This window comes from Clavibacter michiganensis (assembly GCF_021216655.1).
Lineage (GTDB): Bacteria > Actinomycetota > Actinomycetes > Actinomycetales > Microbacteriaceae > Clavibacter > Clavibacter michiganensis.
The window spans coordinates 13,850-26,833 of sequence record NZ_CP080439.1 but is presented as its reverse complement, the minus strand read 5'-3'; the positions used below and the strand labels follow the sequence as shown (position 1 = coordinate 26,833).

Annotated in this window: 13 protein-coding genes; 6 read left to right on the top strand and 7 right to left on the bottom strand. The window is 68.9% G+C overall.

The annotated features are described in order from the left end of the window. Positions 1-57 precede the first annotated feature (57 nt). The gene (mobF, locus tag K0V08_RS15820; RefSeq protein ID WP_227267335.1) at positions 58-4,542 is read right to left on the bottom strand and encodes a MobF family relaxase; all 4,485 of its coding nucleotides are present in this window, start codon (positions 4,540-4,542) and stop codon (positions 58-60) included. Positions 4,543-4,877: 335 nt separating this feature from the next. Between mobF and K0V08_RS15815 the strand changes: the two genes are divergently transcribed. Then, positions 4,878-5,297 (top strand): hypothetical protein, encoded by a 420-nt coding sequence (locus K0V08_RS15815; protein WP_128517002.1) that lies wholly within the window; start codon positions 4,878-4,880, stop codon positions 5,295-5,297. 22 nt (positions 5,298-5,319) lie between these two features. Continuing rightward, on the top strand, positions 5,320-5,739 hold the full coding sequence (locus K0V08_RS15810) for a hypothetical protein (RefSeq protein ID WP_128517001.1): 420 nt from the start codon (positions 5,320-5,322) through the stop codon (positions 5,737-5,739). Between the two features lie 28 nt (positions 5,740-5,767). On the opposite strand, the gene K0V08_RS15805 is transcribed toward K0V08_RS15810, so the two are convergent. The 3 genes from K0V08_RS15805 to K0V08_RS15795 all read right to left on the bottom strand — a co-directional run bounded on the left by K0V08_RS15805 (position 5,768) and on the right by K0V08_RS15795 (position 7,315). Further along, the gene (locus K0V08_RS15805; protein ID WP_128517000.1) at positions 5,768-6,478 is read right to left on the bottom strand and encodes a hypothetical protein; all 711 of its coding nucleotides are present in this window, start codon (positions 6,476-6,478) and stop codon (positions 5,768-5,770) included. 193 nt (positions 6,479-6,671) lie between these two features. Then, positions 6,672-7,046: a ribbon-helix-helix domain-containing protein gene (locus K0V08_RS15800; RefSeq protein ID WP_094182735.1), complete on the bottom strand. Its 375-nt coding sequence runs from the start codon at positions 7,044-7,046 to the stop codon at positions 6,672-6,674. After that, a complete protein-coding gene (locus K0V08_RS15795; protein WP_094182734.1) occupies positions 7,043-7,315 on the bottom strand; it encodes a hypothetical protein in 273 nt (90 codons plus the stop codon). Before K0V08_RS15795 ends, K0V08_RS15800 begins: the two co-directional genes overlap by 4 nt. A gap of 452 nt (positions 7,316-7,767) precedes the next feature. Here K0V08_RS15795 and K0V08_RS15790 point away from each other — a divergent pair, with 452 nt between their 5' ends. Continuing rightward, complete coding sequence (locus K0V08_RS15790; RefSeq protein ID WP_227267312.1) at positions 7,768-8,391, top strand: hypothetical protein; 624 nt, start codon at positions 7,768-7,770, stop codon at positions 8,389-8,391. A gap of 198 nt (positions 8,392-8,589) precedes the next feature. Here the strand turns inward: K0V08_RS15790 and K0V08_RS15785 are convergent, their stop codons facing one another. From K0V08_RS15785 to K0V08_RS15775, 3 genes are all read right to left on the bottom strand, one after another. Beyond that, positions 8,590-8,835, bottom strand: coding sequence for a helix-turn-helix domain-containing protein (locus tag K0V08_RS15785; protein WP_128516999.1), 246 nt, complete (start codon positions 8,833-8,835; stop codon positions 8,590-8,592). 285 nt (positions 8,836-9,120) lie between these two features. Continuing rightward, a complete protein-coding gene (locus K0V08_RS15780; RefSeq protein WP_011931293.1) occupies positions 9,121-9,342 on the bottom strand; it encodes a DUF2188 domain-containing protein in 222 nt (73 codons plus the stop codon). Positions 9,343-9,344: 2 nt separating this feature from the next. Then, positions 9,345-9,512 carry a hypothetical protein gene (locus tag K0V08_RS15775; RefSeq protein WP_167435299.1) on the bottom strand — a complete coding sequence of 56 codons (168 nt, stop codon included), beginning with the start codon at positions 9,510-9,512 and terminating at the stop codon, positions 9,345-9,347. Between the two features lie 339 nt (positions 9,513-9,851). On the opposite strand from K0V08_RS15775, the gene K0V08_RS15770 reads away from it, so the two are divergent. The 3 genes from K0V08_RS15770 (at position 9,852) to K0V08_RS15760 (ending at position 12,937) form a co-directional block, all read left to right on the top strand. Next, positions 9,852-10,442 carry a hypothetical protein gene (locus K0V08_RS15770; protein ID WP_094182733.1) on the top strand — a complete coding sequence of 197 codons (591 nt, stop codon included), beginning with the start codon at positions 9,852-9,854 and terminating at the stop codon, positions 10,440-10,442. A gap of 319 nt (positions 10,443-10,761) precedes the next feature. Next, positions 10,762-11,169, top strand: a complete 408-nt coding sequence (locus tag K0V08_RS15765) for a hypothetical protein (protein ID WP_080580210.1) — start codon at positions 10,762-10,764, stop codon at positions 11,167-11,169. 763 nt (positions 11,170-11,932) lie between these two features. Then, entirely contained in the window at positions 11,933-12,937 is a 1,005-nt protein-coding gene (locus K0V08_RS15760; protein ID WP_086503621.1) for a type IV toxin-antitoxin system AbiEi family antitoxin domain-containing protein, read from the top strand. Positions 12,938-12,984: the final 47 nt, after the last annotated feature.

Sequence of the window (12,984 nt, the reverse complement as noted above, 5' to 3'; positions counted from 1 at the left end):
CGCGGGCACGGAGAAGGCCGGGCACCCCAAGGGTGCCCGGCCTTCTCCGTGCCCGCGTCAGCGCTCCAGGCCGTCGTCACCGCGCGAGATCTCCGGTGCCGCCGGCTGGTCCGTCCACGAGCTGTCGGCGCCGACGTCGGTGGACCGCTCGTCGGGGTCGATGCCGGCATCACGGAGCATGTCGCGCTCCTCGAGCTCGCGGCTCGTGTACCCGGCGCCGTCGCCCTGCGCATCGGATTCGATCGCCTCCGTCTCCGCCTGCGTCGCATCGCGGCCGTCGGAGGTGATCGCCGCCGCGTCGGTCGCCGTCCGGTCCTCGATACCTGCGACGTCATCGCGGCCGGCGGCGACGATCGCGACTTCAACCTCGTCGATGGCCGCGAGGGCAGCAGCCCCCTCGAGCCCGTCCTCGGGGCGGCCGTAGCGGGCCTCGAGCCGATCGGCGCGCTCCTGCTCCCGCGCCGCGGCCTGCTCTGCCTTCTCCCGCACCCGTTCGGCCTTGCGCTCGGCCTCGCGGACCGCCTGTTCGCGGTCGCGCTCTGCCTTGCGCTGGGCGTCCTGCAGCTGCCGGCGCCGTTCGTCGTTGGCGCGCTGGATCTGCCGGCTGATCTCCGAGGTGACGGTCTGCGTGGTTCGTCCCACGTGCCGGCCAACGTGTTCGAGGGTCTCGTCGAGTGGGTCGCTCATGGTGGTTCCTTCCTGTTCGGTGGTTGGGGACGCCGTGGCCACGCTCGTGGTCTCGGTATCGGTCGTGGCCGCAGGTGCGGTCTCGACGGTGGGCGCCTGCGGAGTGGGCTCCGTGGCGAGCTCTGTGGCCACGGCTGTCGTCGTCGCTACCACGGCGGGAGCCTGCTGCGCGATCGCGGCCGCGGCCGCGGTGAGGGCTACCGGCGTGGCGAGCGTCGCACGGACGTCGTCGACGCGGGCGGTGAAGTGCGCCGCGTACCGCTGGCGGGTGTCCAGGGCGATCGGTTCGGCCGTGAGGAGCAGGGACGCCTTGTGCATGGCCGTGACGCGCTGCTGCAGCCGGTCGGCGATCTCGTTCCCGCGCAGCGTCGCCGGGATGGCCAGCGGCTCGGCCGGGTCGACGCGGTACTTGGTGCGGAGGACGTCGACCTCGGCGGCGAGCTGATGCCAGGCGACCATCCGCTTGGGGTGCGAGGGGACGGCGCCGAGCGCGTCGGTCCAGGCGGGGCGCTCGGCCGCGAGGGCGGCGCCGCGCTCCTTGAGGCGGACGCCGATGTAGTGGTGGCGCTCGTGCAGGTGCTCGCGCCAGTCCTCGGGCACCAGGTCGTTGTCCTGCAGGCGAGCGTCCGCGATCCACGCGGCGACGCCGTCGACGTCGGGCAGATCCATGACGGAGCGCCTGGGGGCGTCGATCTTCTCGAGTGCGCGTTCGATGCGCCACGACAGCACCGCCGGCACATCGTCGGCCGTCCCCAGCTCGCGCTGCTCGTAGGCGACGCGGAGGGTGCCGACGGGGCTGAATCCGTAGTCCTCGGCGTGCCGGAGCGCGGCCGCGACGGCGCCCCAGCTCTCCTGCGACTGCAGGGTGGTGGCGAGGCTGGTGCCGAGGGCGGCCTCGGCAATCCGTCCGTAGCGGATCTCGCCGGCGCGCTCGGCGACATCGGCGTGCTGGTCGATGAGGGTGACCAGGTCGTCGACGCGGTCCTGCTCGGCACGGATGGTCTCGTGCGCGGAGAGCATCGCGTCGGAGCGGGCGGCGATCTGCTCGAGCGCGTCGTCGACGGTGGCGCCGTCGGCAACGTCGAGGTAGAGGCGGTTGGACTGCTTGCCGCGGGTGAGGCCGGTGTAGGCGGTCTCGCGGGTCATGCTCTCGTCGCCGAGGACGTGGCTGGTGTCGGCGGTGAGTCCCTGGGAGCGGCTGATGGTGCGGGCGTAGCCGAGCTCGACGTGCTCGCGCACGTAGCCGGCAGGGAGCGTGACGGGCGCGGCGTGGTCGCGGTGGACGACGTCGAGGGATCCGTCGGCGCCAATGCGGGTGACCTGCCAGAGGTCTCCGTTCTTGACGCGGTCGCGGCCGTTCTGGATCCGCAGGAGCGACTCGTTGCGGCGGGTAGCGATGACGTCGCCGACGTGCGCGGAGAGGTCGTCGCGGAGCTTCACCGAGTGGGTGCCGGTGACGGTGCCGGCGGCGATGCGGTGGGCCTGGGCGCGGGCGTTGAGCTCGGTGACGGTGGCGCCGGTGGGGGCGAGCATGAGCGAGCGGAGACCGGCATCGGTGTCGGTCTGCCAGCCGGCGAACACGGCGTCGGTCATCCGGTCGACGTCGCCGCCGATGATGCGATCGTTGGCCTGGTACCAGGCGAACGGGTCGCCGGGGCGCAGCGGGTCGCGCAGGTGCAAGGACGCCTCTGCCTCGTCGGCGTCCTGGAAGCGGTGGACGTGCTCGAGGCGCACGGACCCCAGCTCGCGGTCGATCAGGCGCAGCGCCCCACCGGCCTCAACGGCAGACAGCTGGCGGTCGTCGCCGATGAGGCGCAGGTGCGCGCCGTACTCGCGGGCGATGGTGTGCAGGGCGGCGAGGCGCTGGGTGCCGGCCATGCCGGCCTCGTCGACGACCAGGACGTCGCCGGCGCGGATCTCGTACTTCGCCGGCAGCTCCGCCTGCGCGTGGGCGGTCAGGAACCCGTGGATGGTGGTCGCCTCGATGCCGACCGCTTCCGCGATCACGGACGCCGCGGGGGCGGAGGGGGCGAGGCCGATCATGCGGCGGCCGCCGTCCTCGAGCGCGGTCGCGGCCAGGCGCAGCGCGGTCGTCTTGCCGGCGCCGGCGGGGCCGATGCCGACCACGAGCTCGCGGTCCGAGGTCGCGAATTCGCGCGCGAGATCCCGTTGGCCGGCGTCGAGCGGGCCGGTGTGCTGGGCGGCTGTGCGCTCGAACATGTCTCGGTTGATGGGGGAGACGGTGCGGGTGCGGGCGGCGTCGAGGAGCTGGTCCTCGGCGTCGAGGATCCGCGTCGACGTGAACAGGGTCTTGCCCTTGTGGTCGTAGATGCTCGACCCGTCCGACCGCGTGAGCGGTGTGAAGGCGCCGTGCGGGGACGGGGGAGTGAGTGTCACCGATCCGCCCAGGGCGGCACGGGTGACCTGCTGCACGAGGGGTTCCGCGACGCTCTGGTCGGGGATGCGGGCGGCGAGGTGCCGGCGTGCTTCGGCCTCGATGACGTGCGCGCCCCACACCGCGTGGTGCTCTTCAACCGTGCGGAGCACCTGCGCGGTGATCTCGTCGACGTCGACGCTCGCGGCCTCCTTGTTCGTGGGCGAGAGGGCGCGCGCGGCGTCGACGAGGCCGGCGGCGCGGTCGATGCCGACGCGCGCGACGGCGGCCTCGTGGATGGCCTGGGGGGAGCGGACGTGGTCCTTCTGCGGCCGGGTCTCCAGGGTCGCCTGCTGCGCGATGGCGATGAGGGTCTTCGCGTCTGGCGCGCGGCCGTGGTCGCGCTGGTACTCCTCGACGAGCCGCCCGGTCGTCGCGCGGATGGAGGTGGAGCGGGAGGAGAACGTGTCGATCAGGTCCGGGTCGACGCCCGCGATCTCCATCACCGGCCGCTTGCCGGGGGAGGGGACCCGGGCGGTCGTGGTGACGCCGAGGCGGCGGCACACCTCGGACATGACGGCGGCGTTGTAGAACTCCGACGCGGGCACGTTCATGCGGTGCAGGAGCTTGGAGTCGATGGTGCGCCACTTGCCGTCGACGCCCTTGACCTTGTTCGCGACCACGACGTGGTCGTGCAGCTGCGGGTCCCCGTTCCGGGAGTCGTAGTGACGGAACACGGTCGCCGCGATGCCTCCCTCGACCTCGATCTGCGCGACCCCGTTGGTACCGGCACGGGTGGCGATCGCCTCGCGCTCGAGGTAGCCGACCGTGTCGCGCACGGCCTGCTCCTGGGCGGCCTCGATGGCCTTCCGGGTCTCAGCGTCGCCGAGTGCCCAGAGCACGGAGATGCTCTTCGACGGGGAGCACACGAGGTCGAACCCGGCGACCGCAGTCTGGTCGGGGCGGGTAGCGGCGGTGATGAACTTCCCGAGCTCCTCCTTGTCCGCCGGCTCCCGTCCCTTCGCGTCGCGGAACGCCTGCGCGCCCTCGCGGGCGCGGATGAGGCGGCGTTCCTCGGCGTCGGGCTCGTGGCCGTTGAGGCGCTGGAACGTGTCGTAGCCGGCCTGGATCCGCCCCTGCAGAGTGGCGGGTCCTGCACGGTAGGCGTAGTACGAGCGGCCGAGCTTGGCGCGCTGCTGCGCCTCCTTCGCGGAGACACCTTCGCCGAGAGCGTCGGCGATAATGCGGTCCGCGTCCGGGTGCAGCCCCTCACCGTAGAGGGCCTTCATCTGGTCCTCGGTGACCGTCCCGGAGACGCCCAGGACGTCGGCCCCGCGGCCCATCCAGCGGCCCGGCGGGTTGCCGTCAACGGTGTAGTAGTCGCCGAGATCACGGTCCCGGTCGCGCTTCGCGTCGCCGGTGGCGACCTCGCTCGTGTAGTACGCATACCCGTCCCCCGCGGAGAGGATATGCATCGTCATCACGCGGTCAGGGTACCTCATTCATTTGTAATGCCTGAGGTGTGACGAACTGATGACCGGAGGACTGCGGTGAGCAGGCGAGGAACGAGCGTGCTCACCGTTGGACGAAGGGAGAGAAGATCGGCCATGAGCAACGCTCATGCGGCTGTGCTTTGAGACCGCACGGGTGAGCGACGAGGAACGAGGAGCACGCCCGTCAGCGTGTCGAGAAGCAACAGCCGAGCCAGCCTCGCCCACTCCCCCGAAGTCGAGGCCCCGCCGCCTTGTGCCGCCCCGTGGGACGCGCGGGGGCGGGCCGTGCATACTGGTCCGGTCATCGAGCAAGGGGGACCCACATGGCCGAACTCCGCAAGTCCGCAAAGCAGACCGACGCACGGCGTCGAGCACGAGAGATGGCGGCGCAGTTCCGCGAGCTGCAAGACAAGCTCGAACAGCTCGCGGCCGACTACTTCGTGGCCATCGACTCCGTGGACGCAACGAACGACGAGACCGAGCGTGAGATCGCGAAGCTCCGGGAGCGGGCGGAGCAGCAGACGCGAAAGGCACGCGACGACGCCGAGCAGGTCATCGCACGCATGCTCGACGCCGGCGCCAACCCGGCCGAAGTCGCGGCACGCCTCGGCATCACCGCGCGCGAGGTCAGAAAGGCCACCCGAGGCACCCCCTCATCCGCCCCGAGCGCCATCGGCGACGCAGCAGCCGCCGTCCAGGACGAGGACGCTCGCCGCGAGGATTACGCCCCCTCCGAGGCCTAAGGTGGCGCGGTCGCACCGTGACGTGACGCTCGATGGACGTCGGTTCCGAGTCACAGAACAGACCGAGGACGAATTCACGCTCGTTGCCTTCCTGCACCCGGTGCCCCGACACAGGTCACATCCGAACGGCTGGTATCGGCGCGCGGAGACGAGGGACACCGAGATGCGATTCAAGGTGTTCCACGACACCGATCAGGGGCTCGTGACGAACATCGTCGTCCAGGCCGCGCGGCGCCGCGATGGCTGGGCCGACGCGATGGTGCGCGCGCTCATCGAGCTTTACCCCGGCCGGACGTGGACGGTGGAGTCGCCCAACGAGCAGTCCGGGCAGCTGTTCGTGAAGCTCGCCTCCCGACTCCCCGGCATGGTCGTTGCTCCCGTGGAGGACACGACTCGGCCGATCGACGACCCACGGAGATACCGCACCCCGCCGACGTGGTGAGGACCGGCCGCACTGCGCGGCTTGCTCGTTAGAGCGTCGGTACGTCGGTCGCGGTGAGGGTTCTACGTGCCGAGACGGTGGCGTGAACATCGCCCGCGATAGCGACCGCGATGCCGCGCTGAAAGACCTGCCCGTGCGTCTCGCTGATGTCCAGTCGGTAGAGGTAGCGGGCCCGGCTCCGGGTCACGTTCCCTCGCACGTGCGCATCCGCCGGATCTGCCGTGAAGACGAACACCGCGCGACGCGGACGGGCGAACGGCCGATCCGATCGCTGCATGCAGGACCGCAAACGGCACCGGTGCCGCTCGAGGACAACCCTGTCCCCGACGTCCCAGAGCTGCGACGTGAGATGCCAGACCACCCCCGTGGTTGGCGACAGCGCGTCTGGTGCGCGGCCGTAGCCCTGCGCGACCGCGGCCATGGGGACGGTGAAGAGACCTAGCCCGAAGGTGATGACAGCGCTTGCACCCGCGAGCGTTGTCGCACCGATGAGCAGCGCGACCTCTGCCACAAGGAGCGTCACAGGCAGCACGAACAGGTAGCTCAGGAACACCACGAGCCCACGGCGTCCGTTGGTCGTCACCTTCGCCTGCTCAAACCACGCTCGCACGCCTGCTGCCCTCACTCTCTTCGATGCCAGGTCGTCGTCGGTGAAGTCGTCATGTCGGACCCGAACGAGAACCACAGGCCGCACCCCGTCACATCCTTCGCGGCTCGCCAGGATCAGCACGGTAGCCATGACCAGGCGAGGGCTCGCGGTCACGATGCCACAGCACCCGCCGCCTCCTGAGCGCACCCCACACAGTTCATGGGCGCGGGTTCGTGGAGCGCAGCGGAACGAAGCCGCGGCGCCTCGATGCGCGACTAGACCCCCTCGATCACGACTCGACATCAGGCGTGGCGGGGGTTGTTCGGGCGACCGCCCGCGTTTCTCAGCCCGCGACGCGGTGCAGGTCGTCCTTGTGCCGATCGAGGTACTCGTCGATCGCGTCCCGGACCAGATCTGCTGCGTACTTGCGGCGCTGCACGATTCGCAGCTGCTCCAGACGGTCCTTGCGGTCCCGGGGAAGGCGGACGTGGATGGTTGGCGAGTGCTCGCCGTCCGGCGCCGCGCCACCCAGCTTCGGCCGGCCGATTGCCTTGGAGACGGCCGCCTCGCTGCCGAGCGCGTCGAGGAGCAGCTGCGCCCCGATCTCGGCAGCGTCAGCGCCGTGCGCGCTATCGCCGGGCAGCGTCGCACCCGTCGACGTCTCCTCGATTGCCGCCATGCGGTCGTAGCGGTCCTGGTCCTTCTTCGAGAGTGTCACTTCTCCTCCTCCATCAGCTTTCGGTAGTACGAGCCAAGCTCCATCACGTGGTAGACCACGAACCCGCCGGGCTTGAGCTCCACGAGCACTTCAATGAGCCGATCCGTCTGCGCGTGCTGCGGGCCAACGAACACCCGCCGCTGGCTACGCGGGTCACCCTCGTTCACCTTCACCTGTGTGGAGCTCCACACCGCGTTCTTGATCGCATGCAGCGCGTCGGGCCCGGGGATGTGGTGCTTGCCTGCGCTGCGCGTGAAGTCGATGCCCATATGACTATTGTGCCACACAACACCTCTCTGCGCCACTTCTGTACCACACAACTATATGGCGATGACATGGGGAGTGATGCACCCGAGCACGAGGATTACGTCTCATCGAGGGATCCCTTACCGGACTACCGCAGCGTCGCGGAACGTGCGCCTCAGGTAAGTGGTACGGGCACTGGTCCGCCGAAGGGACCATGTACCTGATCCCTGCGGCACGTTGCCCGTCAGTCCACACTGCGCCGCGAAACCGGTTGGCTGCGACAGGCGCGTCGTCGAGGAGCACCTGCCTGTGCAGAACTAGCCAAAGGATGCCGGCCGCCTCGTAGCTTGTGTGCTTACCCATCCGGTTTTGCCCGACCGAACAGGCTCCCATGCAGCACTCAGTCTCATCACACTTCTCTTCGACCCTCCAGGACCACCGTCATCGGAGTTGGCCCATTCTTGCCACGGTCGCGATGCTCGGCATCGTCGGGTCTCTCCTGACGGGGGTCCCGGCAGCGAATGCTGCTGAGAAGTCGGTCGCCATCGCCGTGCAGGACGGGTCGTTCCTGCAGGATGTGGTCGATGGGCGCATCACCGTCGACCAGCTCGTCGACGCGAGTGTTGCCGGGCGCGCGCAAGGAGCCCCCGCTTTGGACCGAGCGACCATGGCGCGAGGCATGGCGGCCGAGGTGGAGGAGCTTCGCAGTACCGGCAGCGTCGCCGCTTGGGGAGAGTCGGGCAGCGACAGGAGCCAGAATCAAGCCCAGGTCCTGCAGGAGACGGCCACCCCCGCGCCCGACGCGCAGGTCGGCACGCAGCTATCGCTGTGGCATAAGTTCAAGCGCCTGTTCCACCACTGGGCTACCGTCAGGATCACCGCTCCCACTGGAGGTGCCCTCCTCGGAGGCGGAACAGCGGCGGGCATTGCAGCGATTGTTGCGGGAGCGTTCGGGTTGCTCGCCTCCGCAATCTTCGTCAGTATCGGTGCCGTCCCGTTCATCACCCTGGGGTCAGTCTCGTTGAGCTGCAACACCAGGCACCTGAAGTACCTCTACATCAAGTTCCCCGACCTCGGAAACAGTCACTGCGGCAACTAAAGCAAGAACCCCACCAAAGCACCCATTACCACCCTCGCCCGCTCAGGTCGACGAAACGGTCTCACGGTTCCGGATGCACACGGATCGGGCACAGTAGACGCGCTAGGTGGCCGCCATACAACCGCGCCCTCTCGGCGGTCGCATGTCTCACTGAAACAGGGCGGTGGGCACGGCTGTTGCAGAGCCCTCCCCGTCCTCTTAGTTCGACGCCGCGGCGATTGCCTCGGCCCGCTCGATGGCCCGAAGTCGCCGGTATAGCGTCGCTCTCGACATGCCCATGTCGCGCGCGACCTGAGCGGACGACTCTCCGGCATCGATCAGTCGGGCCGCGTTCTTGACCTGGCTGTCGGTGAAGGCCTGGCGCCGGCCGCCCAGGTCCTTGCCCGCAGCCCGCCGCTTCGACACCGAGTCCGTTATCCGCTCCCGCTTGATCTCGAGCTCCATCTGCGCAAGCGCCGTCAACGACGAGGAGCAGAGATGGCAACGCAGCTGACTTACAAGCGAACCGACGGGCGATGGGCATGGCAGTTGACCGCGGACAACGGTTAGGTCATCGCGACCTACGGGAGCCAGGGCTACGAGAACCAGTCCGATGCCCAGCGGATGGGTGATCAGGTGATCTCGGGGACCTACGCCGGACGTACCCGTCTCCGGCGCGGCTGAGCCGTAGCCACCGGCGGCAGCTAAAGAAGCGGCCGACACCGGAAGGTGCCGGCCGCTCGTGCGGTGCTATCCCCGAGGCGGGAAGGGGTCGTTCCCGTACGTGCGCTCGTCCTCGATTGTTCCATCCGACTGATGGATAATGAGCTGGCTGGGCTGATTGGCCCGGGCCAGAGCTACCCCAGCGTCGATCGCGTACTGCTTGGTACTGTGCGTCGAGACGGTCGACCCCGCATGGGTCACCGTCCAGACGGAGAGCTTGTACACGACGTCATATCGCTTGCGAGCCATCTCTACTTCTCCTTCCAGACGCCCTTGAAGGGCGTCCCGTCCGACTTGCCGTCCATGAAGCGTCCCGATGAGGTGTCGCGCTTCACGTAGGTGTCGGTCTTCGGGTTGTGGGTCTGCGACCGTCCTCGGACGGCGCCGACGCGGGATCCGCGTCCGGTGTTCGTGGCCATGGGCTTCTTCCTGGAACGCGCAGCGTGTGGGCCGAAGGCACTCGGGTAGCGCCCCTCGCGACGGTGTTAAGGTCGATGAACCGGCCTGGAAACTGGTGAATCGGCCCCGTACCGCTCGGCTTCCCCGACGGGTGCGGGGTCGTACTACGTTCCGCCCCTAATTCTACAGGCGAGGTACGACATCTACCCAGCGAGTCTGTTGTAGACCCCCACATGTTGTGGTTCCGTAACGATCCGCAGTCCTAGCCCGACGCCCTCTCGCTGTGCTCGCGGACCCGGCCCGATCGCGACGCACACCGCGCGGCCAAGTGCTGGCGCGCGGGTGGCTAGCGTGGGGGAGTGCCCCCCTCCGCCTTCCGTGCCTTCCTCGACGAGTCAACGGCGAGCCGGGGCGATGAGCGGCAGGAGTACCTGGTCTGCGCGGCGCTCATCGACGAGGCGGACTGCGACAGCATTCGCGAGCAGTTGCGGCCGCTGCTGCTGCCAGGCCAGATCAAGCTGCACTGGACGGACGAGAGCGACCGGCGCCATCGCGACATCGTGTCTCGCATCGTCGAGCTCGGGCCCATGAACATCGTCGTCTCCCACCTGGACACGTACCGAAGGAAGGTCGAGCGGTACCGGCGCAAGAGCCTCGAGACGCTCTATCACGAGCTCGTCACGATGGAGACGTTCGACTTGACCCTGGAGTGCCGGTCCGATGGCCAGGACAAGGCTGACCGGGCCCACATCGTGGGGTTGCAGTCCCAGGGGCTCGACCGGCGGCTCCGCATCGGCCACCAGCGCGGCGGAGACGAGCCGTTGCTGTGGATCGCGGACGCCGTCCTGGGCTCCATCAACGCCGCTCACCTCGGCAACACGGATCACTACGACGAGCTCCGGTCGACGCTGCTCATCGAGGCTCGCACGACGGACTCGCTGGACCCTTAAAAGCGAAAGACCCTAGATCCAGTCGTCCGGCTGGGGTTCCAAGGTCTTCTTCCTGACCCGTCGTAACGGGAGGCATGTCAAAGCTATGACATCCAAGAACGATGAGCAAGACGATCAGCAAAACGCACAGCAAGACGAAGAGCAAGACGCCCACCAAGACGAAGACTAAGACGTCTACCGCCGCACGCCCAGTGACCGGCGCTCGTGGTCCTACTCCATGTTCCGGCCGATGGCCGGTGGCCGCTCGTACGCTCGTACGCTTGCCGACGAGCGCGGCCGGACGCTCCCACTCGATCGCATCGACGGAGGAGAGCACCCGGTGAGCAAGGTCAAGAGCAAGCTCGACGGCATCGACAGCCTCGTGCGCGACGTCGGCGCGCACCCCTGGGCGCACCTCGAGGCCGGCTACTGGCGGATCCAGGTCGAGGACCGGCCCGTGCTCGGGTACGTGATCCGGCACCGGGCGGAGCTCGGAGACCCGTTTACCTTCGAGCTCTACGCCGACGCCCGCAACGACCAGGGCCAGCGCATCTGGATCCGCCGCGAGCACTCGTTGAACACGGCCGTGGCGTGGATGGTGCAGCACAGCGCCGAGCTGATCGCGTTCGCGGCGTGCTCGCGCTCAGGCAGCCGGGGGCCGGCGGAGACGACGGCCGCGGAACATGCCTCCGCCGACGTCGACCGGGCCCGGGAGCTCGGCCATGTAGAGCGCGGCCAGCTCGGGTGACGCGGCCGTCGCGTGGATCGTCACGCGCCGGGCGTCCGCGACGGGCAGCAGCTCGGGCAGCAGGAGGACCCGCAGCGCACGGCCGCGGCCCGTTCCCGGTGCCGCAGCGATGTGGTCTCCGATGTGCCACCCGGTGCGGGTCCCGAACAGCGCGAGCACGACGTCGCGCTCGGGGCTGAGGTAGTACCGCGTCCACGGGCACGTGACGAGGGCGTACCGCCATGCAGTCCAAGCCCTGCACGAAGGCCACCTCAGCCGAGGCGCCAGTCTTCCCGCCTCGTCGGCGGGCGGAAGCTCCGCGGCCGACGCCGCCCTTTGAGATCGAGGCCGCACAGTCATCGGCCGACCGCCGCTTCCCGTCGAGCTCGAGCGGAGCATGGACGCACTCGGTAGTCGGATCCGCGTCGCGGCCATCCGCCACCGACTGACGCACGATCCCATGACGCCTCCCCAACTGGCGCGCGCTCTCGGGGTGTCGAGCTCGATGATGGCCATGCACCTCTTATGCCCTCGAGGACCTTGGGGTCGTCCTGCTCGACCCGCCGCGGTCGAAGCCGAACAGGAAGCCGCGGCGGTACCTGGAGGACCGCGCTCGCGTGAATGCGATGCTGAGGACACTGTCGATGGGGCGCACAGGCGCGCTCTGACGACAGCCGGCGCAGGCCACCTCCAGGACCGGGAGGCGCCTCAAAGCCAGAGCCGTTGCGACTCCGGAGACGAGAAACTGCTTGGTTTGTATCTCTTTGGGAGATACAATCGTCACATGAAGTCCCTTGACGCCCTTCCTCTCCTGGCGGAACTCACCGCAGGGCAGTGGGGCATGGTCACCACAGCCCAGGCCGAGGCCGTCGGGGTGTCCCGCCTGCAGCTGTCACGACTGGCTCAGCGCGGCCTGCTCGAGCGGATGGCACACGGCGTGTACCGCGATGCCGGCAGCGCGCCGGGAGAGTGGGACCCGATCCGAGCAGCATGGATCAGCACCGACTCACGTAGGACGGCAGAGGAACGCATCACATCGGGTGACCCTCGCGCTGTGGTCGGCGGTAGCACGGCGGCTCACCTCCACGGCTATGGCGACCTGCAGCCGGAGCCCTACGACTTCATCACCTCGAAGCGCCGCCAGTCGCAACGGAGCGACGTCCGCTACCGGCAGGATCAGCTCGACCCACATGACGTGACGATCGTCGCCGGGCTCCCGACGACAGCCATCGAACGCACCATCGCCGACCTCGTCCTCGAGGACCAGGACCTCAGCCTGGTCGCGGACGTGCTCGCCGACGCTGTCCGCGCTGAGTCCATCGACCTCGACCGCCTCGCCGATCTTCTCGAGCCGGCCGCCCGGCGCCCCGGCCGGCCAGCCGATGATGGAGCCGGGTTCCTCCGCCAGCTCCTCGAGCTCGGGGGAGTGGACGCCGCCTCTCGGCTCCAGCGGGCTCTCGAGGGTGCATCCCGAGGCAACACGACGGCATTCAATGCGATACAGGTCAGGATCGGCGAGGAAATCGCGAAGTCGCTCTCCCGCTCGATCCTTGAGACGTCAGGCGCCCTGCCGGACATCTCTCGGATCGCATCCGCGGCGATCGGACGGATCGGCGTCCCGGAGATCGTCAGCGAGTCGGTCGCCCGTGCCCTCAGGCCGCAGACTGGCTACATTTCGGAGATGCTCCTCAACGAGATCCGCGGCATCCCCGTGCGAACGCAACGCATCACCGATCGCTCCAAACAGAGCAGAGCGCGCGAGAGCGCGACGAGGGACTCCGGTGCCTGACCCGCTGGGCTACAGCTCGGGTCCCGCAGCCAGGGCCGCGATCAAGA

Bases quoted from the DNA above. Each gene is read 5' to 3' on its own strand.
- K0V08_RS15815 (WP_128517002.1), top strand. From the start codon at position 4,878: ATGGCCGAACTCCGCAAGTCCGCAAAGCAGACCGACGCACGGCGTCGA.
- mobF (WP_227267335.1), bottom strand. From the start codon at position 4,542: ATGACGATGCATATCCTCTCCGCGGGGGACGGGTATGCGTACTACACG.
- K0V08_RS15795 (WP_094182734.1), bottom strand. From the start codon at position 7,315: ATGGGCATCGACTTCACGCGCAGCGCAGGCAAGCACCACATCCCCGGG.
- K0V08_RS15785 (WP_128516999.1), bottom strand. From the start codon at position 8,835: ATGGAGCTCGAGATCAAGCGGGAGCGGATAACGGACTCGGTGTCGAAG.
- K0V08_RS15775 (WP_167435299.1), bottom strand. From the start codon at position 9,512: ATGGCCACGAACACCGGACGCGGATCCCGCGTCGGCGCCGTCCGAGGA.
- K0V08_RS15790 (WP_227267312.1), top strand. From the start codon at position 7,768: ATGCTCGGCATCGTCGGGTCTCTCCTGACGGGGGTCCCGGCAGCGAAT.
- K0V08_RS15760 (WP_086503621.1), top strand. From the start codon at position 11,933: ATGAAGTCCCTTGACGCCCTTCCTCTCCTGGCGGAACTCACCGCAGGG.
- K0V08_RS15780 (WP_011931293.1), bottom strand. From the start codon at position 9,342: ATGGCTCGCAAGCGATATGACGTCGTGTACAAGCTCTCCGTCTGGACG.
- K0V08_RS15805 (WP_128517000.1), bottom strand. From the start codon at position 6,478: ATGGCTACCGTGCTGATCCTGGCGAGCCGCGAAGGATGTGACGGGGTG.